Source organism: Nocardia sp. NPDC057440, from assembly GCF_042802915.1.
Lineage (GTDB): Bacteria > Actinomycetota > Actinomycetes > Mycobacteriales > Mycobacteriaceae > Nocardia.
In genome coordinates this window covers 77,216-97,149 of sequence record NZ_JBHVDF010000019.1, presented here as the reverse complement: position 1 = coordinate 97,149, position 19,934 = coordinate 77,216, and the positions used below count along the sequence as shown (strand labels likewise).

The 19,934-nt window shown below is 66.7% G+C and carries 23 protein-coding genes and 6 tRNA genes; 14 read left to right on the top strand and 15 right to left on the bottom strand.

Features of this window, described 5'->3' with window-relative positions; all coding sequences use genetic code 11:
• Nucleotides 1–215: hypothetical protein (locus tag ACFU4Z_RS30760; RefSeq protein ID WP_379069957.1), on the top strand; the 215-nt coding region annotated here is incomplete at its 5' end.
• A gap of 11 nt (nt 216–226) precedes the next feature.
• Here the strand turns inward: ACFU4Z_RS30760 and ACFU4Z_RS30755 are convergent.
• Nucleotides 227–676, bottom strand: coding sequence for a nuclear transport factor 2 family protein (locus ACFU4Z_RS30755; RefSeq protein ID WP_379069954.1), 450 nt, complete (start codon nt 674–676; stop codon nt 227–229).
• Nucleotides 677–868: 192 nt separating this feature from the next.
• Between ACFU4Z_RS30755 and ACFU4Z_RS30750 the strand changes: the two genes are divergently transcribed.
• A complete protein-coding gene (locus ACFU4Z_RS30750; RefSeq protein WP_379069951.1) occupies nt 869–1,384 on the top strand; it encodes a CGNR zinc finger domain-containing protein in 516 nt (171 codons plus the stop codon).
• A gap of 2 nt (nt 1,385–1,386) precedes the next feature.
• Here ACFU4Z_RS30750 and ACFU4Z_RS30745 read toward each other — a convergent pair whose 3' ends face one another.
• The 3 genes from ACFU4Z_RS30745 to ACFU4Z_RS30735 all read right to left on the bottom strand — a co-directional run bounded on the left by ACFU4Z_RS30745 (nt 1,387) and on the right by ACFU4Z_RS30735 (nt 4,200).
• Complete coding sequence (locus ACFU4Z_RS30745; protein ID WP_379069948.1) at nt 1,387–2,814, bottom strand: phosphotransferase; 1,428 nt, start codon at nt 2,812–2,814, stop codon at nt 1,387–1,389.
• Entirely contained in the window at nt 2,778–2,972 is a 195-nt protein-coding gene (locus tag ACFU4Z_RS30740) for a DUF3046 domain-containing protein (RefSeq protein ID WP_379069945.1), read from the bottom strand. The genes ACFU4Z_RS30745 and ACFU4Z_RS30740 overlap by 37 nt, the downstream gene beginning before the upstream one ends.
• A gap of 64 nt (nt 2,973–3,036) precedes the next feature.
• Nucleotides 3,037–4,200 (bottom strand): glycosyltransferase, encoded by a 1,164-nt coding sequence (locus ACFU4Z_RS30735; protein ID WP_379069942.1) that lies wholly within the window; start codon nt 4,198–4,200, stop codon nt 3,037–3,039.
• Between the two features lie 144 nt (nt 4,201–4,344).
• On the opposite strand from ACFU4Z_RS30735, the gene ACFU4Z_RS30730 reads away from it, so the two are divergent.
• The gene (locus tag ACFU4Z_RS30730; protein ID WP_379069939.1) at nt 4,345–4,890 is read left to right on the top strand and encodes an HD domain-containing protein; all 546 of its coding nucleotides are present in this window, start codon (nt 4,345–4,347) and stop codon (nt 4,888–4,890) included.
• 98 nt (nt 4,891–4,988) lie between these two features.
• Here the strand turns inward: ACFU4Z_RS30730 and ACFU4Z_RS30725 are convergent, their stop codons facing one another.
• The 7 genes from ACFU4Z_RS30725 to pgsA all read right to left on the bottom strand — a co-directional run bounded on the left by ACFU4Z_RS30725 (nt 4,989) and on the right by pgsA (nt 10,200).
• On the bottom strand, nt 4,989–5,699 hold the full coding sequence (locus ACFU4Z_RS30725; RefSeq protein ID WP_379069936.1) for a PIG-L deacetylase family protein: 711 nt from the start codon (nt 5,697–5,699) through the stop codon (nt 4,989–4,991).
• Nucleotides 5,700–5,832: 133 nt separating this feature from the next.
• Complete coding sequence (locus ACFU4Z_RS30720) at nt 5,833–6,003, bottom strand: hypothetical protein (protein ID WP_328403695.1); 171 nt, start codon at nt 6,001–6,003, stop codon at nt 5,833–5,835.
• Nucleotides 6,004–6,335: 332 nt separating this feature from the next.
• On the bottom strand, nt 6,336–7,235 hold the full coding sequence (locus tag ACFU4Z_RS30715) for a hypothetical protein (RefSeq protein ID WP_379069932.1): 900 nt from the start codon (nt 7,233–7,235) through the stop codon (nt 6,336–6,338).
• Nucleotides 7,236–7,406: 171 nt separating this feature from the next.
• Nucleotides 7,407–8,237 (bottom strand): PspA/IM30 family protein, encoded by an 831-nt coding sequence (locus ACFU4Z_RS30710; protein ID WP_379069929.1) that lies wholly within the window; start codon nt 8,235–8,237, stop codon nt 7,407–7,409.
• A 200-nt stretch (nt 8,238–8,437) separates the two neighbouring features.
• On the bottom strand, nt 8,438–8,899 hold the full coding sequence (locus tag ACFU4Z_RS30705) for a helix-turn-helix domain-containing protein (protein ID WP_379069926.1): 462 nt from the start codon (nt 8,897–8,899) through the stop codon (nt 8,438–8,440).
• 135 nt (nt 8,900–9,034) lie between these two features.
• Complete coding sequence (locus tag ACFU4Z_RS30700) at nt 9,035–9,544, bottom strand: CinA family protein (RefSeq protein WP_379069924.1); 510 nt, start codon at nt 9,542–9,544, stop codon at nt 9,035–9,037.
• Nucleotides 9,541–10,200, bottom strand: coding sequence for a CDP-diacylglycerol--glycerol-3-phosphate 3-phosphatidyltransferase (pgsA, locus tag ACFU4Z_RS30695; RefSeq protein ID WP_379069921.1), 660 nt, complete (start codon nt 10,198–10,200; stop codon nt 9,541–9,543). The genes ACFU4Z_RS30700 and pgsA overlap by 4 nt, the downstream gene beginning before the upstream one ends.
• A 136-nt stretch (nt 10,201–10,336) precedes the next feature.
• Between pgsA and ACFU4Z_RS30690 the strand changes: the two genes are divergently transcribed.
• Together ACFU4Z_RS30690 and ACFU4Z_RS30685 are read left to right on the top strand one after the other, a co-directional pair.
• Complete coding sequence (locus ACFU4Z_RS30690; protein ID WP_379069918.1) at nt 10,337–10,903, top strand: amino-acid N-acetyltransferase; 567 nt, start codon at nt 10,337–10,339, stop codon at nt 10,901–10,903.
• A gap of 15 nt (nt 10,904–10,918) precedes the next feature.
• A complete protein-coding gene (locus tag ACFU4Z_RS30685; RefSeq protein ID WP_379069915.1) occupies nt 10,919–11,203 on the top strand; it encodes a YciI family protein in 285 nt (94 codons plus the stop codon).
• Nucleotides 11,204–11,281: 78 nt separating this feature from the next.
• Here ACFU4Z_RS30685 and ACFU4Z_RS30680 read toward each other — a convergent pair whose 3' ends face one another.
• On the bottom strand, nt 11,282–12,286 hold the full coding sequence (locus ACFU4Z_RS30680) for a TerC family protein (RefSeq protein WP_379069912.1): 1,005 nt from the start codon (nt 12,284–12,286) through the stop codon (nt 11,282–11,284).
• Between the two features lie 126 nt (nt 12,287–12,412).
• Here ACFU4Z_RS30680 and ACFU4Z_RS30675 point away from each other — a divergent pair, with 126 nt between their 5' ends.
• Nucleotides 12,413–13,270 carry a class I SAM-dependent methyltransferase gene (locus ACFU4Z_RS30675; protein ID WP_379069909.1) on the top strand — a complete coding sequence of 286 codons (858 nt, stop codon included), beginning with the start codon at nt 12,413–12,415 and terminating at the stop codon, nt 13,268–13,270.
• Between the two features lie 20 nt (nt 13,271–13,290).
• Here the strand turns inward: ACFU4Z_RS30675 and ACFU4Z_RS30670 are convergent, their stop codons facing one another.
• Complete coding sequence (locus ACFU4Z_RS30670; protein ID WP_379069906.1) at nt 13,291–14,124, bottom strand: serine protease; 834 nt, start codon at nt 14,122–14,124, stop codon at nt 13,291–13,293.
• Between the two features lie 461 nt (nt 14,125–14,585).
• Here ACFU4Z_RS30670 and ACFU4Z_RS30665 point away from each other — a divergent pair.
• The 6 genes from ACFU4Z_RS30665 to ACFU4Z_RS30640 all read left to right on the top strand — a co-directional run bounded on the left by ACFU4Z_RS30665 (nt 14,586) and on the right by ACFU4Z_RS30640 (nt 15,141).
• Nucleotides 14,586–14,670, top strand: a tRNA-Tyr gene (locus ACFU4Z_RS30665).
• Nucleotides 14,671–14,682: 12 nt separating this feature from the next.
• Nucleotides 14,683–14,755, top strand: a tRNA-Arg gene (locus tag ACFU4Z_RS30660).
• A 55-nt stretch (nt 14,756–14,810) separates the two neighbouring features.
• Nucleotides 14,811–14,884, top strand: a tRNA-Leu gene (locus ACFU4Z_RS30655).
• Between the two features lie 25 nt (nt 14,885–14,909).
• Nucleotides 14,910–14,983: transfer RNA gene (locus tag ACFU4Z_RS30650), tRNA-Arg, on the top strand.
• A gap of 4 nt (nt 14,984–14,987) precedes the next feature.
• Nucleotides 14,988–15,058, top strand: a tRNA-Gln gene (locus tag ACFU4Z_RS30645).
• Nucleotides 15,059–15,070: 12 nt separating this feature from the next.
• Nucleotides 15,071–15,141, top strand: a tRNA-Gln gene (locus ACFU4Z_RS30640).
• A 94-nt stretch (nt 15,142–15,235) separates the two neighbouring features.
• Here the strand turns inward: ACFU4Z_RS30640 and ACFU4Z_RS30635 are convergent.
• Complete coding sequence (locus ACFU4Z_RS30635) at nt 15,236–17,821, bottom strand: DNA translocase FtsK (RefSeq protein WP_379069903.1); 2,586 nt, start codon at nt 17,819–17,821, stop codon at nt 15,236–15,238.
• 157 nt (nt 17,822–17,978) lie between these two features.
• Entirely contained in the window at nt 17,979–18,602 is a 624-nt protein-coding gene (locus tag ACFU4Z_RS30630) for a TIGR03085 family metal-binding protein (RefSeq protein WP_379069901.1), read from the bottom strand.
• Between the two features lie 259 nt (nt 18,603–18,861).
• On the opposite strand from ACFU4Z_RS30630, the gene ACFU4Z_RS30625 reads away from it, so the two are divergent.
• Nucleotides 18,862–19,230: a DUF4189 domain-containing protein gene (locus tag ACFU4Z_RS30625; protein WP_379069898.1), complete on the top strand. Its 369-nt coding sequence runs from the start codon at nt 18,862–18,864 to the stop codon at nt 19,228–19,230.
• 63 nt (nt 19,231–19,293) lie between these two features.
• Nucleotides 19,294–19,845 (top strand): hypothetical protein, encoded by a 552-nt coding sequence (locus tag ACFU4Z_RS30620; protein WP_379069895.1) that lies wholly within the window; start codon nt 19,294–19,296, stop codon nt 19,843–19,845.
• Nucleotides 19,846–19,934: the final 89 nt, after the last annotated feature.

Genomic DNA, 19,934 nt, shown 5'->3' with positions numbered 1-19,934 from the left:
GCCCAGGCGCGCCCGACCGACCCCCTCCGCTTCGTGGGGGCGCGGCGCGCGCCCGCGGGCTCCCGATCACGCCGCATTCGATCGAGTGGGCGCGACGACAAGGGGCGAATGCCGCGATCCGCTCGACGGTCGTCCTCGGCGCTATCGTCGTGTTCGGCCCCGATGTCTTCAGCGTCGGCAAACGCTGCCGCGCATCAAATTTCGATGCGTCATGATCTCGTGCCTGCTACTGCTGTGGCTGGACCGAGTCGTCGCCTTCTTTCCGCGGGCCGAAAATGCGGCGGTCGGATTCGGCGATGCGGACATCGTTGATGCTCGCCTCACGGCGCGACATCAGGCCTTCGGGTGTGAACTCCCATTGCTCGTTGCCATAGCTGCGCCACCACTGGCCCGACTCGTCGTGCCATTCGTACTGGAAGCGGACCGCGATGCGGTTACCTTCGAAGGCCCACAGATCCTTGCGTAGCGCATAGCCGTTCTCGACCGACCACTTCCTGGTGAGGAACTCCACGATCGCCGCGCGGCCGGTGAAGAACTCGTCGCGATTGCGCCACACCGAGTCCTCGGTGTACGCGGCGGCGACGCGCTCGGGATCGCGTGTGTTCCAGGCGTTTTCGGCGGCACGGACCTTGACCTCGGCGGATTCGCGATCGAAGGGTGGTAGTGGGGGTCGCATGACAACTCCTTCCTCGGGTGTGGACTGCCGTGGGTACCGCGATCTCCCCGGAAATGTTCAACTGGCATTCCTTGTTTGATCGGTTAGAACTTAGCCACATCGAGTGGCCCGAGTCAACCTGTAAAATGAATTTATCCGGTTAGAACGGTGGTGGTTGTCGTGGCAGAACGCAAAGGCTCGTTACCCTCAGTCATGCTCGATCCACGCCCCCACCTCGGTGAGCCGCTGGCACTCGACCTGCTGAACACGAGGTGGATCGACAACGGGCCACAGGACCTGCTGACCGATACCGCCGGACTCGGCGCCTGGCTCGACTCGGCGGGCCTTGCGCACCGTTCGTCCGCGGACGAACGCACGCTGGAAGCGGTACTCGCCGCGCGCACCGCCATCTACGACGTCGTGAAGCACAGCACGGTCTCCGGGCTCAACGATGTGCTCGAATACGGCCGTGTCCGGCGCACCCTCACCAGCGCGGGCCCCACCGACATCGACGACGTGGCGGACCCGGCCTGGCTCCCCGCCTGGCTGGCCGCCGACAACCTGCTGCGTCTGCTCACCGAAGCCCCCGACCGCATCCGTCAGTGCGCGCACCCCGACTGCGTGCTGTTCTTCTACGACACCTCGAAAAACGGCACCCGGCGCTGGCATTCGATGGCAACCTGCGGCAACCGCGCCAAAGCCGCGCGCCACTACGCGAAGAAGGTGTGAGGTCAGAAGAGTTCGTCGAGCAGCCGGTAATAGTCCAAGCGTCGCCGATCGGGCTCGTCCAAGCCGTAGGCGGTGAAGAACGCGCGCACCTCGTCGGCGCCGAAGTCCTCCCTCAGATCGCGTTCGGCCAGCGCGAGATCGCGATACCGATCCGCGACGCCGAGGTCGCCGACATCGATCAGAATGCCGCCTTCGAGCACATTGGACGGCGTGAAATCGCCGTGGGCGACCACGAGATCCCGCTCGTCGGGGCGCTGCGCGTGGAGTCGGTCCAGTATCTGTTCGGGGACCAGATGCTCATGATCTTCATCGAAGTCCTCGGGATCGATCAAACCGTGGAGCACTCGGCGGGCGGCCCGGGTCAACATCGAATCGAGTCGGCCGTCGAACGGGCACTCGGCGATCGGGATGCTGTGCAGGCTCCGCAGGAGCGCACCCATGAGCGCCCCTACCGTCCCTGTCGCCTCCGCGGGATATCCGCCGGGAACCTCATCGCTTCGGACCGACGCATCCGCGGCATAGGCTCTGCCTTCGGAGAAACCGCCGTCTGCCGCCGCACCGATTTCGGCGGCAGCACGCTCGTTGTCCTCCGCGCGCGAAGCGAGACTCGGCGCGCCCGCGTCGGCGAGCACCAGCACATCGCCGTCGAACACGGCCACATCCGGTAGTCGAATCCCATAGTCGCGCAACCAGTTCAGGCGCGCATGCTCGGACACCGCCAGCGGGCCGCGCTTGACCCAGTACGCGCCGTTGACGAACGAGACCCCGCCGCTCAGCCCCTCGTGATCGTCCGACCAGACCGGTGCGGCACCGAGCAGTGCGGCCACTACGGGAGGTAGGGCAATGGGCAGCTCGTCCAGGGCGTCCAAGGTCGCGCAAGTCGACTCGACCAGCTCGGAATCGGCCTCCGCGCTGCGCAGCGCCAGCGCCTCGGCCAGCAGTGTGCGCGCTTCGTCGAGCCGGTGCTGCTCGGCGAGCGCTGTGCCGAGGTGCTGGAGCGCGAACGACAGCGCTTCCGGCACATCGGTTCGGGCCAGATCCAGCGCCTGCCGGTAGAGGATTTCGGCGGTGACCGCATCGCCCTGATACCGGTAGACATCACCGAGGTTGATCAGCACCGCGACCCGCCGCCGCTCGGTGTCGGCCAGTTCCAGTGCCCGGTCGAGGTGGTCGAGTGCGTCCTCGTAGCGCCCGAGCAGCAGCAGGTCGATCCCGGTCTGCTGCCATTCGACATAGCCGGTAGGCCGGATCGCCGCCACCCGCGCGGCCAGGTGCTCACGATCGGTGTCGGCCATGTGCAACCGCCCGTCGAAGGGGTAGCCGGGGGCGGCATCCGCGTCCCCGCCGAGCGCGGGACCGAGGGCGGGCGGTGTCGGCCCGCTCGGGTGCTCGGTCACCATCGGCCGCGCGGCACGTCGAAGTCCGCGCATAGCGCCCGCCACACATCCCGGGGATCGACCCCCGCGCCGATGGCGGTGGCACCGGTCCGACCGCCCAACGACGGGATCACATGATCGGTGAGCAGGGCATCACCACGGGCCACACCGAATTCGGTGTGTAACAGCTCCTGAAACTCAGTCAACCGCACCGGGTTCAAGATACTCGCGCCCTCCGGCCCGATGCGCTCCGCCTGCGGGTCGCCGATCCACGCGCTACCGGGCTCGCACCGTGTCCAACACCTCACGACAGCGCGCGATCGGGTCGGCGACGGTGGCGGCGCCCGCGGCGGCGGATCGGGCCGCCGCGGTGTATGCAGGGGTGTGAAGCAGGTCGAGGACTGCCGAGCGGACGGCGTCGGCGGTCAGTGGGCGAACCAGGATCGAACTACCGTGGCGGGTGGCCCGATTGGCCAGTTCCCATTGATCGCCGCCGCCGGGGATCGTGACGATCGGGACGCCCGCGAGCAGGGACTTGGCCAGCAGGCCATGGCCGCCGCCGCCCACCACGGCGGCCGCGTGGGTGAGTAGTTCGTCTTGGCGGCCCAGTCCTGCGGTCGCCCACGACGGCAGATCGGTGGGCGGGGTATCCAGCAGGGAGATCGCCACCCGCACGCCCGCGCCGTCGAGCGCCTCCAGCACGGTCTCGACCATGCCTGCGACACCGGTATGCGCGGTCGAGGGCGCGACCATGACCAGTGGTCCGTCGCCGGGCGGTGGTTCGAGGATCGCGCTTGTCGGCTCCCACAGCAGCGGGCCGATCACGTGGGTGTGTTCCGGCCAGTCCGGGCGCGGCACCTCGAGTGCGGGCAGGGTGGCGATGAGCCTGGCAGCCGGGCCCGGATCGGAGGCGGGCAGCCCAACGCCCTCGCGAGCCTGCTCACGTTGGCGCTGACCGTTGCGAATGGCCCGCGCGGTCATGGTGCGCAACACTCCGTCGCGCAACCTGCCGCGCACGCCCTCTCCTGGTGCGAGTCCACTCCCGATGGGCGGCAACGCTTTCGACGGCAGGTACAGCGGATGCGGGGACAGCTCGACCCACGGCACCCCCAGGCGCTCAGCGGCCATGCCACCACCCGCGGTGAGCACATCCGACACCACCAACTCGGGCAGCATGGCGCTCAGATCAGGCAGTATCTCCGTCGAAATGTGCGCGGCCCGTTCATGAATCCGCTGCCCGGCGTCAGCGTCGTCGTCGTCGGCCCGCGGCGCAAGGCCCTTGAGACGGCGTACCGGAATGCCCGCTTCCCGGGCGACGTCGAACCACCGTGGCCCGGTGAACAACACGGGCTCGTCACCGGCCGCCAGGAATCGCTCGCACAGCGCCAGCGCCGGGAACGCATGACCTGGATCCGGCCCCGCTACTACGGCAACACGCATTCGCCCAGCCTGCCACACCCTCCTTCGCGCCGAGCGGGCCCGTCGTACCCGATGTTCACGCAGTGGTCGATCGCCGGATGCCGCACCACACGACATCGCCTGCGAGAATGGTCTAGACCATCGAGACCGTACTGGAGGATGTAGGTGCCCGTCTCCACCGTGGACGAATTGATGAGCTTGCTGACCGGTTGTCACGACGTCTGGGACATGCCGGACCACAGCGGCGACCCGGTCGACATTCTCGATCACGATCTGCAATGCGCGGCACTACTGCGCCAGGCCTATCCGGCCGATGAGGAACTGCAAGTGGCGGGCCTGCTGCACGACATCGGCCACCTGCTCGTTCCCGGCGACGATGCGGGACACGGCAGGCACGGCGCACAGGCCGTGCGCCCACTGCTCGGCGACCGGGTCGCCCGGCTGGTGGAACTCCACGTTGTCGCCAAGCGATATCTGGCCGCGACCGACGCCGCGCACGCCGACGAGTTGTCACCCTCCAGCCAGCGCACACTGATCGCCCAGGGCGGCCCCATGGACGAGAGGGAAGTCGCGCAATTCCAGGCGGACCCGGACTTCACCGCCGCGATCGCCCTGCGCCGCGCCGATGACGCAGGCAAGGTCGCCGGGTTGGAGGTGGCGCCCTTGGAGTCGTGGCGCGCCGTCATCGAACGAGTCGCCGCCGCGCGCTGACGACTACCATCGCAGGCCGCGGCCGAGTCGGACAGCCACGACCGGGCGACCGGCTCGGCACCGTCGCAACAAATCGCCGACGCAAGCCGAATCGAATGTCAGCCGCGGAAATAAAAGAGCTCGAAGCCGACTGCGTGAGCGGCCGGGAAGCCCTCCTTCGGGCCGGTCGCCATGTCGATGACGGCACGAACCTGGTCGGCGACCGGCTCGGGGCTGAGGATCTCCAGGTAGCGGCGATGCGCCGCGAGCGAGGCCGCGGCCTGGTCGAGGGTGTCGGTGACATCGACGGCATGGGTGGCGCTCGGCCCGACTACCGCCGCCCACCGCGGTGACCATGGCGCGAGGTCGGAAAGTTCCGGAAAGATCCACTCGTTGCCCGCGTCGGAAATGGCGTCGAGGCCCGCGCGGCCGACCGCTCGGTGGTCGGCGCTGTTGGCATAGCCGGGAGCCCAGGTGTCCCCGAAGTTGAACAGCACCACCAACTCCGGCCGATGACGCCGGATCGCGGCCGCCAGGTCCTTGCGCAAGGCCAGATTTTCCTCCACTCGACCATCGGGGTGACCGAGGAACTCGACCTCGCGCACTCCGACGACCCCGGCCGAGGCGATCTCTTCGGCCTCGCGCAGTGGACCGGCCTCGGCCGGCGGGATGCCGGCCATCCCGGCTTCGCCCGAGGTCACCAGGACGTACCTGATGTCCTTCCCCTGCCCGGTCCAGCGCGCCACCGCCGCAGCAGCGCCGTATTCGATGTCATCGGGATGGGCGACGATCACCAGCCCGCGCTGCCAGTCCTCCGGAACCTGTTCCACAGCACCAATTCAAGCACTCGAATTGCCGAGCCTGCCGCGCCGCTCCGAGTTCCCGGCGCACCGGCCTGCGCCGCGCTAGGTCCACTCGAGACGCCGCTCCTGCGCCGACCCCACGGCGGCGCAGCGACCCGAACTACAGCTTGGTGACAGACTTATCCGAGCCCGATACCGCCTTGTACAGCAGATACAGGCCGAACACCACGGCGCTGATCACCAGGATCGGAAACAGTCCTTTGATGAGTGCGCCGATAATCGCCAGCGCGATCCAGACAACCGCGACGACACCGATGATCTTCCACAACATTGCCAGCCTCCAACAGGTCTCACACGAATCACCATCCGACGATCCGACTCCTCAATGCTCGCACCCCGACGGCGATAAATCACCAGGTCAGCACTGATATCCGGGTGAAGATCAGGGTTCACCCTGACATTCCCGACAGGGCCTGACACATCCTGAGAATCCCGGCACATCGTCGCGTGCGACGGTTCAGAGGCGTGACATGACCTGGGCGCGCTCGATACGAATGGCCAGGTTGCGCGCCGACTCCCACTCTGCTCGGGACTCGGTGACACGATCACCGCGAAGAGCATGCCGTGACCGCTGGTCGCGGAGTAGTCGAGCAACTGGTGTCGCTACTGTGGCGGCGGTTGAGCGCCGACCTGGTGGTCGGCGACCTCGGTGAGCGCCTGCGCCCAGCCGTCGAGACGGTCGGCGGCATGACGCAGATCGGAGACGATCACGTCGAAATCGTGTCGGAGCACAACAGTTTCCGGCACCGCGAGAATGCGCCCCGCGGCGGCGACCACCTGCTCGTATTCCACGACGCCCGCATCGAGCCGACCGAGCGCAAACTGCACGTTGCCCGAAAGTGCGTCTGCCGCATCGGAATTCGTCCCACCCATCATGCTGATGGCGCGCTCCATCGCGGTCACGTCGGCGGCGAGCGCGTGCAGGGCGGCCGCACCCGATCCCGCGGTCTCCAGCATGTCGACGAGTTCGTCGTCGGGCAGCCGCTTCGAGCGCGCGATCTGACCGGCCAATTCGTGCATGGCTCGCTCCGCACGGACCAGCCTGGTGATCGGCGCACGCGTGGCCGACCACAACGGGGGCGGCTTGGACGCCACGAATGTCGCCTGTGGCAGCGGTGCATTGCGCAGTCGCAGATAGCGACGCGCACTCAGCGCGGTCCCGGTCACCAGGGCGACGGCTCCCCCGCCGACGACAACGACCGCCCAGGCCGGTGCGGCGATGATGACGAGCCCGACCGTGCCCGCGGTGGTGAGGCCGGACACCGTACCGAGCTGGAAGCTGCGACGGCGGGCCCTGCGCCGCTTACGCAGCTCCCGTTCCCTCGGGTCCGCCCAGCGGCGGACCGCGACCAAGGCGTGCTGGCCGACCTCGCGCAGATTGTCGGGAAGACTTCCCGGCTGCGGCGCGATCGCGGACTGTGCGCGCACCACAGCGCGACGTCCCGACCGCACAACGCTCGCTTCCGACCGGACCGGCTGCTCCCGGATTCGCTTGCGGCTCACGGCTTCCCTCCCACGGGTGGTTCGGGTGCGGGCCGAGCACGGTCGGCACAAGGCTCGAGCGGCACCCGAGTAGCGCGCTCCGCCGAGAGCGCGTGCACCGAACGAGCCTTCACCGAACCAGTCCTCGCCGAACCTCCGGCAGCGTAGTTTCCAGCGACCAGTCGCCGGTGGCTACTGCTGCGCGGTCTGGCCCTTGTTCATCTGCGGCTGCGCCGGATTGGCCTGGGTCTGCGCGGGGGTGATGGCGGGCGCGGGCGCACCACCCGTGGGCAGTGCATCGCCACGCATGGATGCACGGATCTGCTCGAGCTTGCTGTGTCCTGCCATCTGAATGCTGGCCTGCTGCACCTCGAGCATCCGGCCCTGCACCGAATTCTGCGCGAGCTCCGCGGAACCGAGCGCGTTGGCGTAGCGGCGCTCGATCTTGTCGCGCACCGCGTCCAGGCTGGGTGTGGAGCCCGGCGCGGACAGCGTGGAGTCCATCTGCTGCAGGGAGGCGGAGACCTGTTCCTGCATCTTGGCCTGCTCGAGCTGGCTGAGCAGTTTGGTGCGCTCGGCGACCTTCTGCTGCAACATCATCGCGTTCTGCTCGACGGCCTTCTTGGCCTGCGCGGCCGCCTGCAGCGACTGGTCGTGCAGTACCTTGAGATCCTCGACGGACTGTTCTGCGGTGACAAGCTGCGCGGCGAAGGCCTCGGCCGCGTTGGTGTACTGGATCGCCTTCTCGGTGTCGTTGGCAGCCGCGGCCTGGTCGGCGAGCAGGACAGCCTGGCGCGCATTGGCGTTGAGCTTCTCGACCTCGTCGAGCTGGCGGTTGAGCTTCATCTCCAGCTGACGCTGATTGCCGATGACCGACGCGGCCTGCTGCGACAGGGCCTGATGCTGGCGCTGGGCTTCCTCGATGGCCTGCTGAATCTGAACCTTCGGATCCGCATGCTCCTCGATCTTCGAATCGAAGAGGGCCATCAGGTATTTCCAGCCCTTCACGAACGGATTAGCCATCGATTGATCCCGCCTCCATCTGATGCGCCGCGCTTTACCGCGACTCTAGTGCGCGACCGTCACGCACCCGATATGTGCCTATCCTCCACCATGTGGGCACCCGACCGGGAGAACCCGGCCTTTCCGACGCCTAGGGAGAATCTATCCGTTCCCGGCACCGGTCCGCAGCGTTGCCCGGGGCTGCCACCGCTCGTTCTGCGTCAATTGCTCTTCACCAGGACCAGCATGTCGGATTTCGGCGCGGGGATGACGATCCGGGTGTCCTCCGCGATGTGCGGTGGGCGGACCTTCGTCGCGGCACCGGCCACCGACATCGTGGCCGTAGCGGGCTCCAATGCGGGCTCTGCGCCGGTCTCGGCGGGCTCTGCGGCGGCCGTCTGCTCCGCTTCGGCCGCCGGAGTGGCGGCGGGCTCGCGGGCGGGAAGTCCGTCGGACCCCGCCATGATCGTGCTCACATCCCATAGCACCCGCGACAGCGGCACATCCAGGGCGGCGCAGATGGCGGCAAGCAGTTCGCTGGATGCCTCCTTGCGGCCGCGCTCGACCTCGGACAGGTAGCCCAGGCTCACCCGCGCCGAGGTGGACACCTCACGCAAGGTCCGACTCTGGGCGAGACGAGCACGCCGCAGACTGTCGCCGATCGCCTCTCGCAGCAGCGTCATCTCGTTCTCCTTCGCTCACTGACAGCGGGCCACGCGCGGCGCCTACAAGCACTGCGCATGCCGTCCTTTCTGGCACAACGTCGGACACGGTCCGGTTGGTTCCCGCGGAGCGAACTTCGATTCGCCTCGCGCTCACTACGCCGAAACCGAGGTTTCTCCAGCCGTCACGTATCGCAGTAACTCCCGGATGGCCGCGTGCGTTGCACCAATCCTGATAGTCCACCGGTCACCGAGGAGTTTCAACCGGACGACCTCGGTATGCCCTGGACCAGCCAGTCCGAGGAAGACAGTGCCGACGGAATGCCCGTCCTGCGAGTCCGGTCCTGCGACCCCGGTCAGCCCGACGCCCCAGTCCGCGCCACATCGGATCCGAGCGCCGACAGCCATCTGCTCGGCGGTGCTCGCGGCCACCGGACCCTCCGTTGCCAGTACTTCGCAGCTGACACCCGCGAGGCTGTGTTTGAGATCAGTGGCATACACCACCAACCCGCCGCGCAGCACCACGCTCGCACCGGGCACGCCGGCGATAGTGGCCGCGAGCAGGCCCGCCGTCAGGGATTCCGCCGTGGCCACGGTCTGTCCCGCCGCACCGAGTGCGCGCACCAGGTCGGCGGCGGGCACGTCGGCGATCAGCGGATCCGTCATGCCCCGCGAGTCCGTCCCGACGGGCCGGCGAACCACACCCTGGCGGCCTGCCCGACGTAATCGAGGCCGGTGATGACCGTCAACGCGACCGCCACGTACATCAAAGCCATCCCCGCGGTGGCGAATCCGCCTGCCAACGGCAGCAGCAGCACCGCGATCGCGATCGATTGCACGAGCGTTTTGAGTTTGCCGCCGCGACCTGCCGGGATCACGCCGCGGCGCACCACAGCCAACCTCAACAGGGTGACCCCGACCTCACGGCCGCAGATCACGAGGGTGATCCACCACGCCAGATCGCCGAGAACGGAAAGACCGATCACCGCTGACCCGATGAGCGCCTTGTCCGCGATCGGGTCGGCGAGCTTGCCGAAATCGGTGACCAACCCATATTTGCGGGCCAATTGCCCGTCGAAGCGATCGGTGATCGCGGCAAGGCCGAACAGCGCCGCCGCCGCGATCCGCCAACCGGTCTGATGCCCGCCGGCGGCGAACAGCGCGAGCACGAAAAGCGGCACCAGGGCGATTCGCATCATGGTGAGCACATTCGCGATATTCATCAGCGGAACGGCAGGCTCGGCCTGTGTCGGCACGAACCCGGAATGGATCGGAGCGGGCTCGGTCCACTGGCGGTCGATCTCGTCGGGCTGCACGCTCATGCCTCCGCCTCGGTGGGCGGCCTCATGGCCGCCTCTCCATCCGGTCGCGCTGCCCGGCGCGATGCGGTGAGCGGAGCGATCGGATGTGCGGCACACCTTCAGCCTATCGGTAACCGGGCCGACTACTGTGCACCCCATGACCTCTCGGGGACCAGTAGGTGGTTCGACCAGCGATGCGCATTCCGGCGTGGCACCGGCCGCGCGCGACTCCGCCCTGCTCGTGCGCCGCGCCCGAACTTCCGATGTGCCCGAGATCAAGCACCTCGTCGATGTCTACGCCGGTCGGATCCTACTGGAAAAGAACCTGGTCACCCTGTACGAGGCGGTCCAGGAATTCTGGGTTGCCGAGCTCGACGGCCGGGTGGTCGGCTGCGGCGCGCTGCACGTGCTGTGGGCAGACCTCGGCGAGGTGCGCACAGTTGCTGTGCATCCCGACGTCAAGGGGCACGGGGTCGGCAAGCTCATCGTGCAGCGCCTCGTCGCGGTGGCCAGGGAGCTGGAGCTCGGGCGACTGTTCGTGCTCACCTTCGAGGTGGACTTCTTCGCAGGCCACGGCTTCGTCGAAATCGAGGGCACCCCGGTGACAGCCGAGGTGTATGCCGAGATGTGCCGCTCCTACGACACCGGTGTCGCCGAGTTCCTCGATCTCAGCTATGTGAAACCCAACACTCTCGGCAATACCCGAATGCTGCTGAACCTCTGACAGGAAGCGATCCTCGTGCCGATCTTCGCCGTTCACTACACCTATTCCGAGGCCACAGTCCCTGGCCGCGACACCCATCGCCCCGAGCACCGGGCCTGGTTGTCCGGCCTGGTCGAGGCGGGCGCCCTGCTCAGCAGCGGGCCGTACCCGGACGGCTCGGGCGCCTTGCTGCTGTTCCGCGCCGACGACGAGACCGCGCTCACGGATCTGCTGGCCGAGGATCCGTTCGCGCGGGAGAAGCTGATCGACGCGGTTCGCGCCGTCGAATGGGTGCCGGTGATGGGCGCGTTCGCCGGCTGATCGGTTCCCGCGGCGAGCACGGCTCCGCCGGCCGCGACCGTTGGCGTCAGCTGTCGCGATGACGCCAACGGGCATGGCTCATTCGCCCGAGCTATCGACCGGTCGCGCTGCTGCCGCGCCCCGTGTCTTGATCAGACTGGCGACCGTCGCCACGATCAGGATGCCGAGGATGACCCCCAGCGACACCGGCGTCGATATATCCGGGACACTCACATGCTCGCCACCGTTGATGAACGGCAGGGTGTTCTCGTGCAGCGCGTGCAGCACCAGCTTGACGCCGATGAACGCCAGGATCGCCGAGAGCCCGTAGGACAGGTAGACCAGGCGATCGAGCAATCCGCCGATCAAGAAGTAGAGCTGACGTAAACCCATGAGCGCGAATGCGTTCGCGGTGAACACGATGTAGGGCTCCGCGGTGAGGCCGTAGATCGCCGGAATCGAATCCAGCGCGAACAACAGGTCAGCGAAGCCGATCGCGAGCAGTGCCAGCAGCAGTGGCGTGACAACGCGGCGGCCATCGATCCGGGTGACCAGCTTGTCGCCGTCATAGCTGTCGGTGGTCGGCAAAACCCGCTTGGCCAGCGCGACGATCCTGCTGTCGCGTTTCTCCTCGTGCTCGACCTCGTGGCCGCTCTCGCGCAGCAGCTTGACCGCGGTGTAGACGAGAAACAGCCCGAACAGGTAGAACACCCAGCTGAACGCACTGATCGCCGCCGCGCCGACGGCAATGAAGATGCCCCGCATGACCAGCGCGAGCACGATGCCGATCAACAGCACTTTCTGCTGGTAGATCCTCGGCACCGCGAATGTCGCCATGATGATGACGAAAATGAACAGGTTGTCGACCGACAGGGCTTTCTCGGTGACGAAACCGGCGTAGTACTCCCCCGCGAAGGTAGAACCCCACTGCCAGGCGACGAAGCCACCGAACGCCAGCGCCAGCCCGATGTACACCGCCGACCAGCTCCCGGATTCCTTGAAGGTCGGATCGTGCGGCGTGCGGACGTGTGCGAAGAAGTCGAAGACGAATAGTCCGAGGATCACGACGATCGTGATCACCCACTCGAGAGCGGTTACGTGCATGCGGCGTCCTGGTGGTTGATCATGACATCAAGCATGCCCGATTTGTCCGTTCTTGTCGGCTTGCGGGGTGATTGCTGTCAATAATTTCACATGCGCGCACATACCCGGCCATGCCACAGTGACGACGTGGTCGACGACTATCGAGTCCTCAACAAGGCGAACTGGGACGAACGAGCACCGCTACACGCCGCCGCGCGCGACTATGCCGTGGACCGTTTCCTGTCGGAACCGGATTTCCTCAGCGAGGTCGTGCGATTCGATCTGCCGCTGCTCGGCGACATCCGCGGGCTGCGCGGAGTCCACCTGCAATGTCACATCGGCACCGACACGATCTCGCTGTCGCGGCTCGGCGCCACCATGACCGGACTCGATTTCTCGCCCGCGTCCCTGGCACAGGCCCGATCGCTTGCCGAAAAGACCGGAATCGCAGTCGATTTCGTCGAGTCGGACGTGTACGACGCGGTGTCCGCGTTGGGCGGTGCACGCTTCGACCTGGTGTTCACCGGGATCGGCGCACTGTGCTGGCTGCCGAGCGTGGATCGGTGGGCCCGGACCGTCGCGGGACTATTGCGGCCCGGCGGGCGGCTATTTCTCCGCGAAGGCCACCCGATGCTGTGGGCAACGGACGAAAATCACACCGACCGACTGGTTATCGGTTATCCGTACTTCGAAACAGCTGAGCCGATGGTGTTCTCCGACGGCGGCACCTACGTGGCGACCGACGGCGTGCTGACCCAGACCACCACGCACGAATGGAACCACGGATTCGGGCAGATCATCACCGCGCTGCTGGATGCGGGCCTGACGATCACCGGGCTCGTCGAGCACGACACGCTGCCGTGGGAGGCGCTACCCGGCCTGATGACCTGCGAGCCGAACGGCGAATGGCGGCTCACCGAGCATCCGGAGCGACTGCCGCTCAGCTACACACTGCAAGCGCGCAAGGTCTCCGGCACCGAGGCGGCCCTCGGCGCGGCGCACTGAACGGTGACCAGGACGTCGGATCACGGTGCGACAGGTTGCCCGCAGGGCTCGTCCGAGCCGCCACCGGCGCCGAGCATGTTGTCGGCAAGGAAATTGTCCACATAGCCGCCGACACGGGTGAAGACGGCGGCGTAGCCGGGGCGCGCGCTGCCGCCGGCCCAGGAGTACAGGCCGACGAGCGTCGCCTTGTCGTTGCTGCGTGCGACCAGAGGACTGCCCTCGTCGCCCGCACCGGGCGACTTACCACCCGTGTCGAGGCCGGCGGCGATCATGTTGGCGGTGACCGCCGTGACCCCGTACTGGCCCTGAGCTTGTTGACGGCTGACGGTCGGCAGATCAACGCCCATCAGTTGCGAAGGCGTCTCCCCGCCTTCGCGTAACGCTCCCCACCCCGACGCCTGCGTGATCACACCGCCGCCGGGGTCACTCCCCGGTTCTGGCAGACACACCGTTGCGGCGTTCGTCCCGAACGACAGGTTCTCGGAGGTGTGCAGCACGGCGATGTCGTTGTCGCGGTTGACCACGTCGTAGTTGGGATGCACCACGATCTTCTCGATGTCGACCACGCTGCCGCCGGAATCATGCCGCAACGAGCCGTACCGCAGCTTCAACTGCTCCGGCCGGACGCCGCGAACGCACATGGCAGAGGTGATCACGGTACGGCTGTTGAGCGCAGCGCCGCCGCAGGCGTGCGCGCCGCCCTTCTGCACGCTGACCGTCCACGGGTATTGATCATCGGCCGCCACATAACCGCCGACGATTGCCGACGCGGGCGTAGACACCCCCATCACCAGCGCACTCGCGCCGAAAGTCACCGTCGCGAACGCCCGCCACCGAACAAAGGCCTTGCTCATCGCTTCCCTTCCCACCGACCACGCTGACGAGGTGAAGTACGCAACCGCAGGATGACACGGTAGCGGCGCGGATGCGGAGAACGCTCGAATCGCGATGCGTGTCGTAATATCCGTGTTGCGCACCAGGTGGCAGACCGGTCGTCCACCGGTACCGATCGCCATCGCATTCAGGTCCGGCAGCGACACCCGCACACTAAAATCGGTTCCCCACCGGGAGCCTCGGTGCTACCGTCGGAGACAACGAACCCACGAACCACGGAAAGGTATAGGCAGATGACCGGGCAGACCCAGCAGCGGCGACAGCGATTGCTAGACAATGCCTGGCTTGCCTATGCCCTACGTTCGGCCATGCAATTCGGCGATCGCGCGATGCGTGTGAGCGGCCCCTGAGGTCTCGATTTCGAGAAGACCTGCAACAGGGGTCATTCCGCGGCACCCGCCGAGGAATGACCCTTTTTCATGGCAGTGTGCCCGAGCGGGCCGAAGGGACCTGACTGTAAATCAGGTGCGATCACGCCACCGGAGGTTCGAATCCTCCTGCTGCCACGTAGTTTTCACGCCCGCGTAGCTCAGTGGAAAGAGCGGCGCCTTCCGAAGGCGCAGGTCGGTGGTTCGAATCCACCCGCGGGCTCGGGTTGCCGGACTGCAGAACCGTTCCCGCGTAGCCCGCTATCGGACTTCGCCGATCCCTCGTAGCCCAATCGGTAGAGGCACCGGCCCTAGAAGCCGGACAGTGCGAGTTCGAATCTCGCCGAGGGAACAATCCGCGTGCCAAGCGGGTGAACGCGCTCGTAGCTCAAAGGGATGGAGCACCGGCATACGAAGCCGGCGGCTGGAGGTTCAAGTCCTCCCGAGCGCACTGATGGAGTGTGGTGTAGCGGCTGCACAGCGGTCTCTGAAACCGTCGGTCCAGGTTCGAATCCTGGCACTCCAGCGACTGTTTCGATGGAGTGTGGTGTAGCGGCAGCATCACGGTTTTTGGTTCCGTTGGCTCAGGTTCGAATCCTGGCACTCCAGCTGTTGATTCACTCCACACGGCTCATGCAGGATGCCGTCGGGCTCTCATAAGGCCTGATCGCGTGGTTCGACTCCACGATGAGCTACGACCGTCTCACTCCTCGTCGGTGCTGCCGTGCTCCTCGCCGCCACCACGGATCGACCAGAGCAGACCATCCAACTCGTCGGGCTTGATGAGGACGTCGCGGGCCTTCGAGCCCTCACTCGGGCCGACCACGCCGCGGGTTTCCATCAGGTCCATCAGCCGGCCCGCCTTCGCGAAACCGACGCGCAATTTGCGCTGGAGCATCGAGGTGGAACCGAATTGGGATGTCACCACAAGTTCTACGGCCTGGACGAAAACGTCGAGGTCGTCGCCGATGTCGGGGTCGACATCCTTCTTCTCGCCCGCCTTCGCGGCGGTGACGCCCTCCTGGTATTCGGGTTCGGCCTGATTCTTGGCGAAATCGACAACGGCGTGAATTTCCTCGTCGCTGATGAAAGCGCCCTGCAACCGGGTCGGCTTGCCCGCGCCCATGGGCAGGAAAAGGCCGTCGCCCATGCCGATCAGCTTTTCCGCGCCGGGCTGGTCGAGGATGACTCTGGAGTCGGTGAGCGAAGACGTGGCGAAGGCGAGGCGGGAGGGCACATTCGTCTTGATCAGGCCGGTCACCACGTCCACCGACGGCCGCTGTGTGGCCAGCACCAGGTGAATGCCTGCGGCGCGGGCCTTCTGGGTGATCCGCACGATCGCGTCCTCGACGTCACGCGGCGCGGTCATCATCAGGTCGGCGAGCTCGTCGACAATGGCGAGAATGTATGGATAAGGACGGTAGACCCGTTCACTGCCCAGAGGTGCGGTGATCGCACCTGACTTCACCTTCTTGTTGAAGTCGTCGATGTGGCGGACCTTGTTGGCCTGCATGTCCTGATACCGCTGCTCCATCTCCTCCACCAGCCAGGCCAGCGCGGCGGCGGCCTTCTTGGGTTGGGTGATGATGGGCGTGATCAGATGCGGAATGCCCTCGTAGGGTGTGAGTTCCACCATTTTCGGGTCGATGAGGATCATCCGGACCTCATCGGGGGTAGCCCGCCCGAGCAGCGAGACCAGCATCGAGTTCACAAAGCTCGACTTGCCGGAACCGGTGGAGCCTGCCACCAGCAGATGCGGCATCTTCGCGAGGTTGGCCGAGACGAAATCGCCTTCGATGTTCTTGCCGAGCCCGATCACCAAGGGGTGGTGGTCGTTTCGGGTCGAGGGCGCTTTGAGCACGTCGGCCAGGCGAACCAGTTCGCGGTCGGCGTTGGGGACCTCGATGCCGACGGCGGACTTGCCGGGGATGGGGGCGAGCAGTCGAACGTTCTCCGTCGCGACGGCGTAGGCGATATTGCGGGTCAGTGCGGTGATCTTCTCGACCTTGACGCCGGGCCCGAGTTCGACCTCGTACCGGGTGACCGTGGGACCGCGCACGAATCCGGTGACCGCCGCGTCGATCTTGAATTGCACCAGCACCTCGGTGATCGCCTCGATCATCGATTCGTTTGCGGCGCTGCGCTTCTTGGGCGGATCACCGTCGGTCAGCAGGGTGAGCGGCGGCAACATATAGTCGCCCTCGATCTCGCGATCGGCGATCAGTTCCATCTGCTTCGGCGGCGGTGGGGTCTGATCGGCCACCTTGGCCGGCCGCTTCTTCGGCTTGGGGGGCTCCTCGGGCGGCTCGGCCGCAATCGGTTTGGCGTCGCGCAGCGGCGGCTCGCCGAGCACCTCGGTGACCGCGTCGGCATTGCCGAATTCGTCGGGGGGATAGTTCTCGACCGGAGTCCGTCCGCGTCGCGTCGACGCGCCGGCACGGTGCAGCGGGAAACCGTCCGCGTCGTAATTGGCCGGGTCGTAGTCGCCGTCGTACTCACCGTATTCGTCGCCACCGGTGCCGAGCCCGAAGTAATGCCGCAACCGGTCGGGCACCTCGCGCACGGTGGTGCCGGTCAGCAGGAGCACACCGAAGACGATGGCCAGCAATAGAATCGGCACCGAAAGCCACCCGGTGAGCCCGTTGGTGAGCGGGCCGCCCATCACGAAACCGACGAAACCCGCAGCGCGGGACCGGCCGTGCGCATCGGCAGGCGATCCGGCGGCGATATGCCAGAGGCCGAGGATGGGCAACCCGACCAGCAGTCCGCCGAGGACGAGGCGCGGCCGAATCTCCGGCTTCGCCTCGGTGCGCATCAGCACGATGGCGATAGCCGTGGCCACGAAAGGCAGTCCGGCCGATGCGGATCCGGAGACCGCGCGGATGGCTTCCTCGACCCAGTGCCCGACCGGGCCGCCCGCCGACAGCCAGACGGCGGCCGCGATCACCGCGCTCAGCGCGATGAGGGCGAGGGCGATGCCGTCGCGGCGATGGCCGTGTTCGATCTCGCCCGCCCTACTGATCGTGCGGGTGGTGGCGCCGAGACCGCGTGCCAGCATGGTCCAGCCGCTGTTGATGCCACGGCTGATCACCGCGAGCGGCGCGGTGTTGGACTTGCGAGGGGCCGGGCGGCGGGCGGCGGCGCCGCGTCGACGTGGAGTGGCGGCAGTGCCGCGCGGGGTGGCGGCACCGCGCGGCGTTGCCGAGCGGGACCGTGCCGTGGTGGTCCTCCCCCGGGCCGATCCCGCCCGCGCACGAGAGGTCGTGGAGCTGCGGGACTTACCTGCCATGACCTCAGGCTAGCCGCAAACGCACCATCCGGACCATCCGCAACACTGGTATCGGCCGTCTCAACCCTGCCGAATTGCACGGAAGCCCAGGTCGCACCCGCCGCCGTCGAGCTCGCTTCGCACCCGGATCGCCGCGCGTGTGTCGAGCGTGCTGCGGCTACACCGAACGATCGAGGGCAAGCACGGCGCGTACGTCGCCCGGTGCGCCGGTGGTCTCGAGGCGAACTTCGTCACGGCCGAAGGCATGCAGCAGCAATTCGGAAGGCTTGCCGGTCAATGTCACTTCGGCCTCGGATTGCGTGTGCACGACCGCCCGGTCGCCGTCCGGCGTCGCGAGCACGACGGTGACCGGCGCTTTCCGGTATGCCATTCGCGCCATCTTGCGCAGCAGCGACCACAGGCGCGCCTCGTCGGCGTCCGACAGCGTGCGCGACTCCCACCCCGGTGCGGCACGGCGCACATCTTCGTGATGGACGAACATCTCGGACAGGTTGGCAACGGCATCGACCGGCCGCAGGGGTGACCACCACGGCGGCCCGGTGCGAACCTCCTCCAGCAGCTCCTGGAACGGCTTGCGCGCCGTCCTCGACTGCACACTGTCGAGATACCCGGCAAACGGTTTCAGCATGATCCCCGGTGCCGCGTCGGGGCGGCGCTCGCGAACCACCAAGTGCGCAGCCAGCTCTCGCACGGTCCACTTCCCACAGAGGGTGGGTGCGTCCGGTCCCGCGGCGGACATCGTCTCGACCAGCGCCCGACGTTCCCGTTGTGCCATGCTCACGTGCTCGAACATAGTCGATTGCCTGAGGCATCGACATTGCCGCACAATGAGTTATCGGAGTTGCGCCCTGGCTTTCGCTCGGCAACACTGTCCACCGCACGCCCGGTGCGGGGAGCCGTAATTCCCCCGGCATCGCCCGGCGCCGAGTGGATCCGACGGCCGCGCCCCGAATTCTCGGGTAGCGCTTGCGGCCTCGGCTCTGTAGCTTGTCACTCGGTCCATCGGGTCGTGGACCTGTGAGCAAGAAGGGGATTCACCTGTGAAGAAATTCGTCACCGGTGCCGCCATCATGGCGGCAACGGTTGGATCTGTGCTGGCCACCGCGGCTCCCGCGCAAGCCGCGTACGGGTACTACGGCGCTATTGCGGTCTCCAGCGACGGGGACTACGCGATCTCGAACAACTACGGCAGCTACTCCGCCGCGGAGAATTCCGCCGTGTCGGCCTGTGGCTACGGTTGCTCGGTGCTGATCTCGTGGACCAACGGCTGCGGTGTCCTCGCCAGCTCGTCGGCGCAGTGGAGCGCGTCCGCTCGCGCCAGCTACTCCGCCGCCAAATCGGCCGCGTTGAGCAGGGTACCCGGCGGCTATGTCGTGGACTGGCGCTGCACCAGCGGCTACTCGCTGTAACTCCGACACCCACCTCCGTCGGGTCCGTACAGGTCCACGACAACTCATTCCAGGGGAAATCTAGTGAAGCACAGAACAATTCGAGCGGCGGTCGCGGTCGTACTCGCGACGGCGGCACTCGGCCTCACCGCATGCAGCTCCGACAAGGACTCGTCGTCCAGCTCCAGCACGCCGACCTCGGCGCCGGGCAAGTTCGAGAGCGGCAAGAGCGGCGAGGGCACCGCGGAGGGATCCGCGAAGACCACGACGCCGCCGAATCTGGCGAAGCCGGCCGTCGGTCTGCTCAACGAGCGCATCACCAAGGCGTTCGATCCGAGCGTCAGCAGCGAGGAAAAGATCAGCTGGGTGCAGGACGCCGAGCGCGATCCCCAGCTGGTCGACAAGCTCGTCGAGGCCGCGAAGGCACAGAACGTCAAGGTGGAGATCACCGGCGTGCAGGAGCCCAAGGACGGCAAGCTGAAGGCCGACGCCAAGGTCACCATCAATGGCGAGCCGGTGCAGAACGCCTTCGTCGAGTTCGTCGCCGAGGGTGACCAGTGGAAGGTCTCGCACCAGTTCACCTGCAACGTCGTGAAGTCGGCGAAGCTGGATTCGGCTGCCTGCCAAGCCAAGTAAGCTTCCGCTACAGACAAAAACCGCCGGATGATTTCACCATCATCCGGCGGTTTTGTGTGTGCTATACACCCATGACGGTGGGCACGATA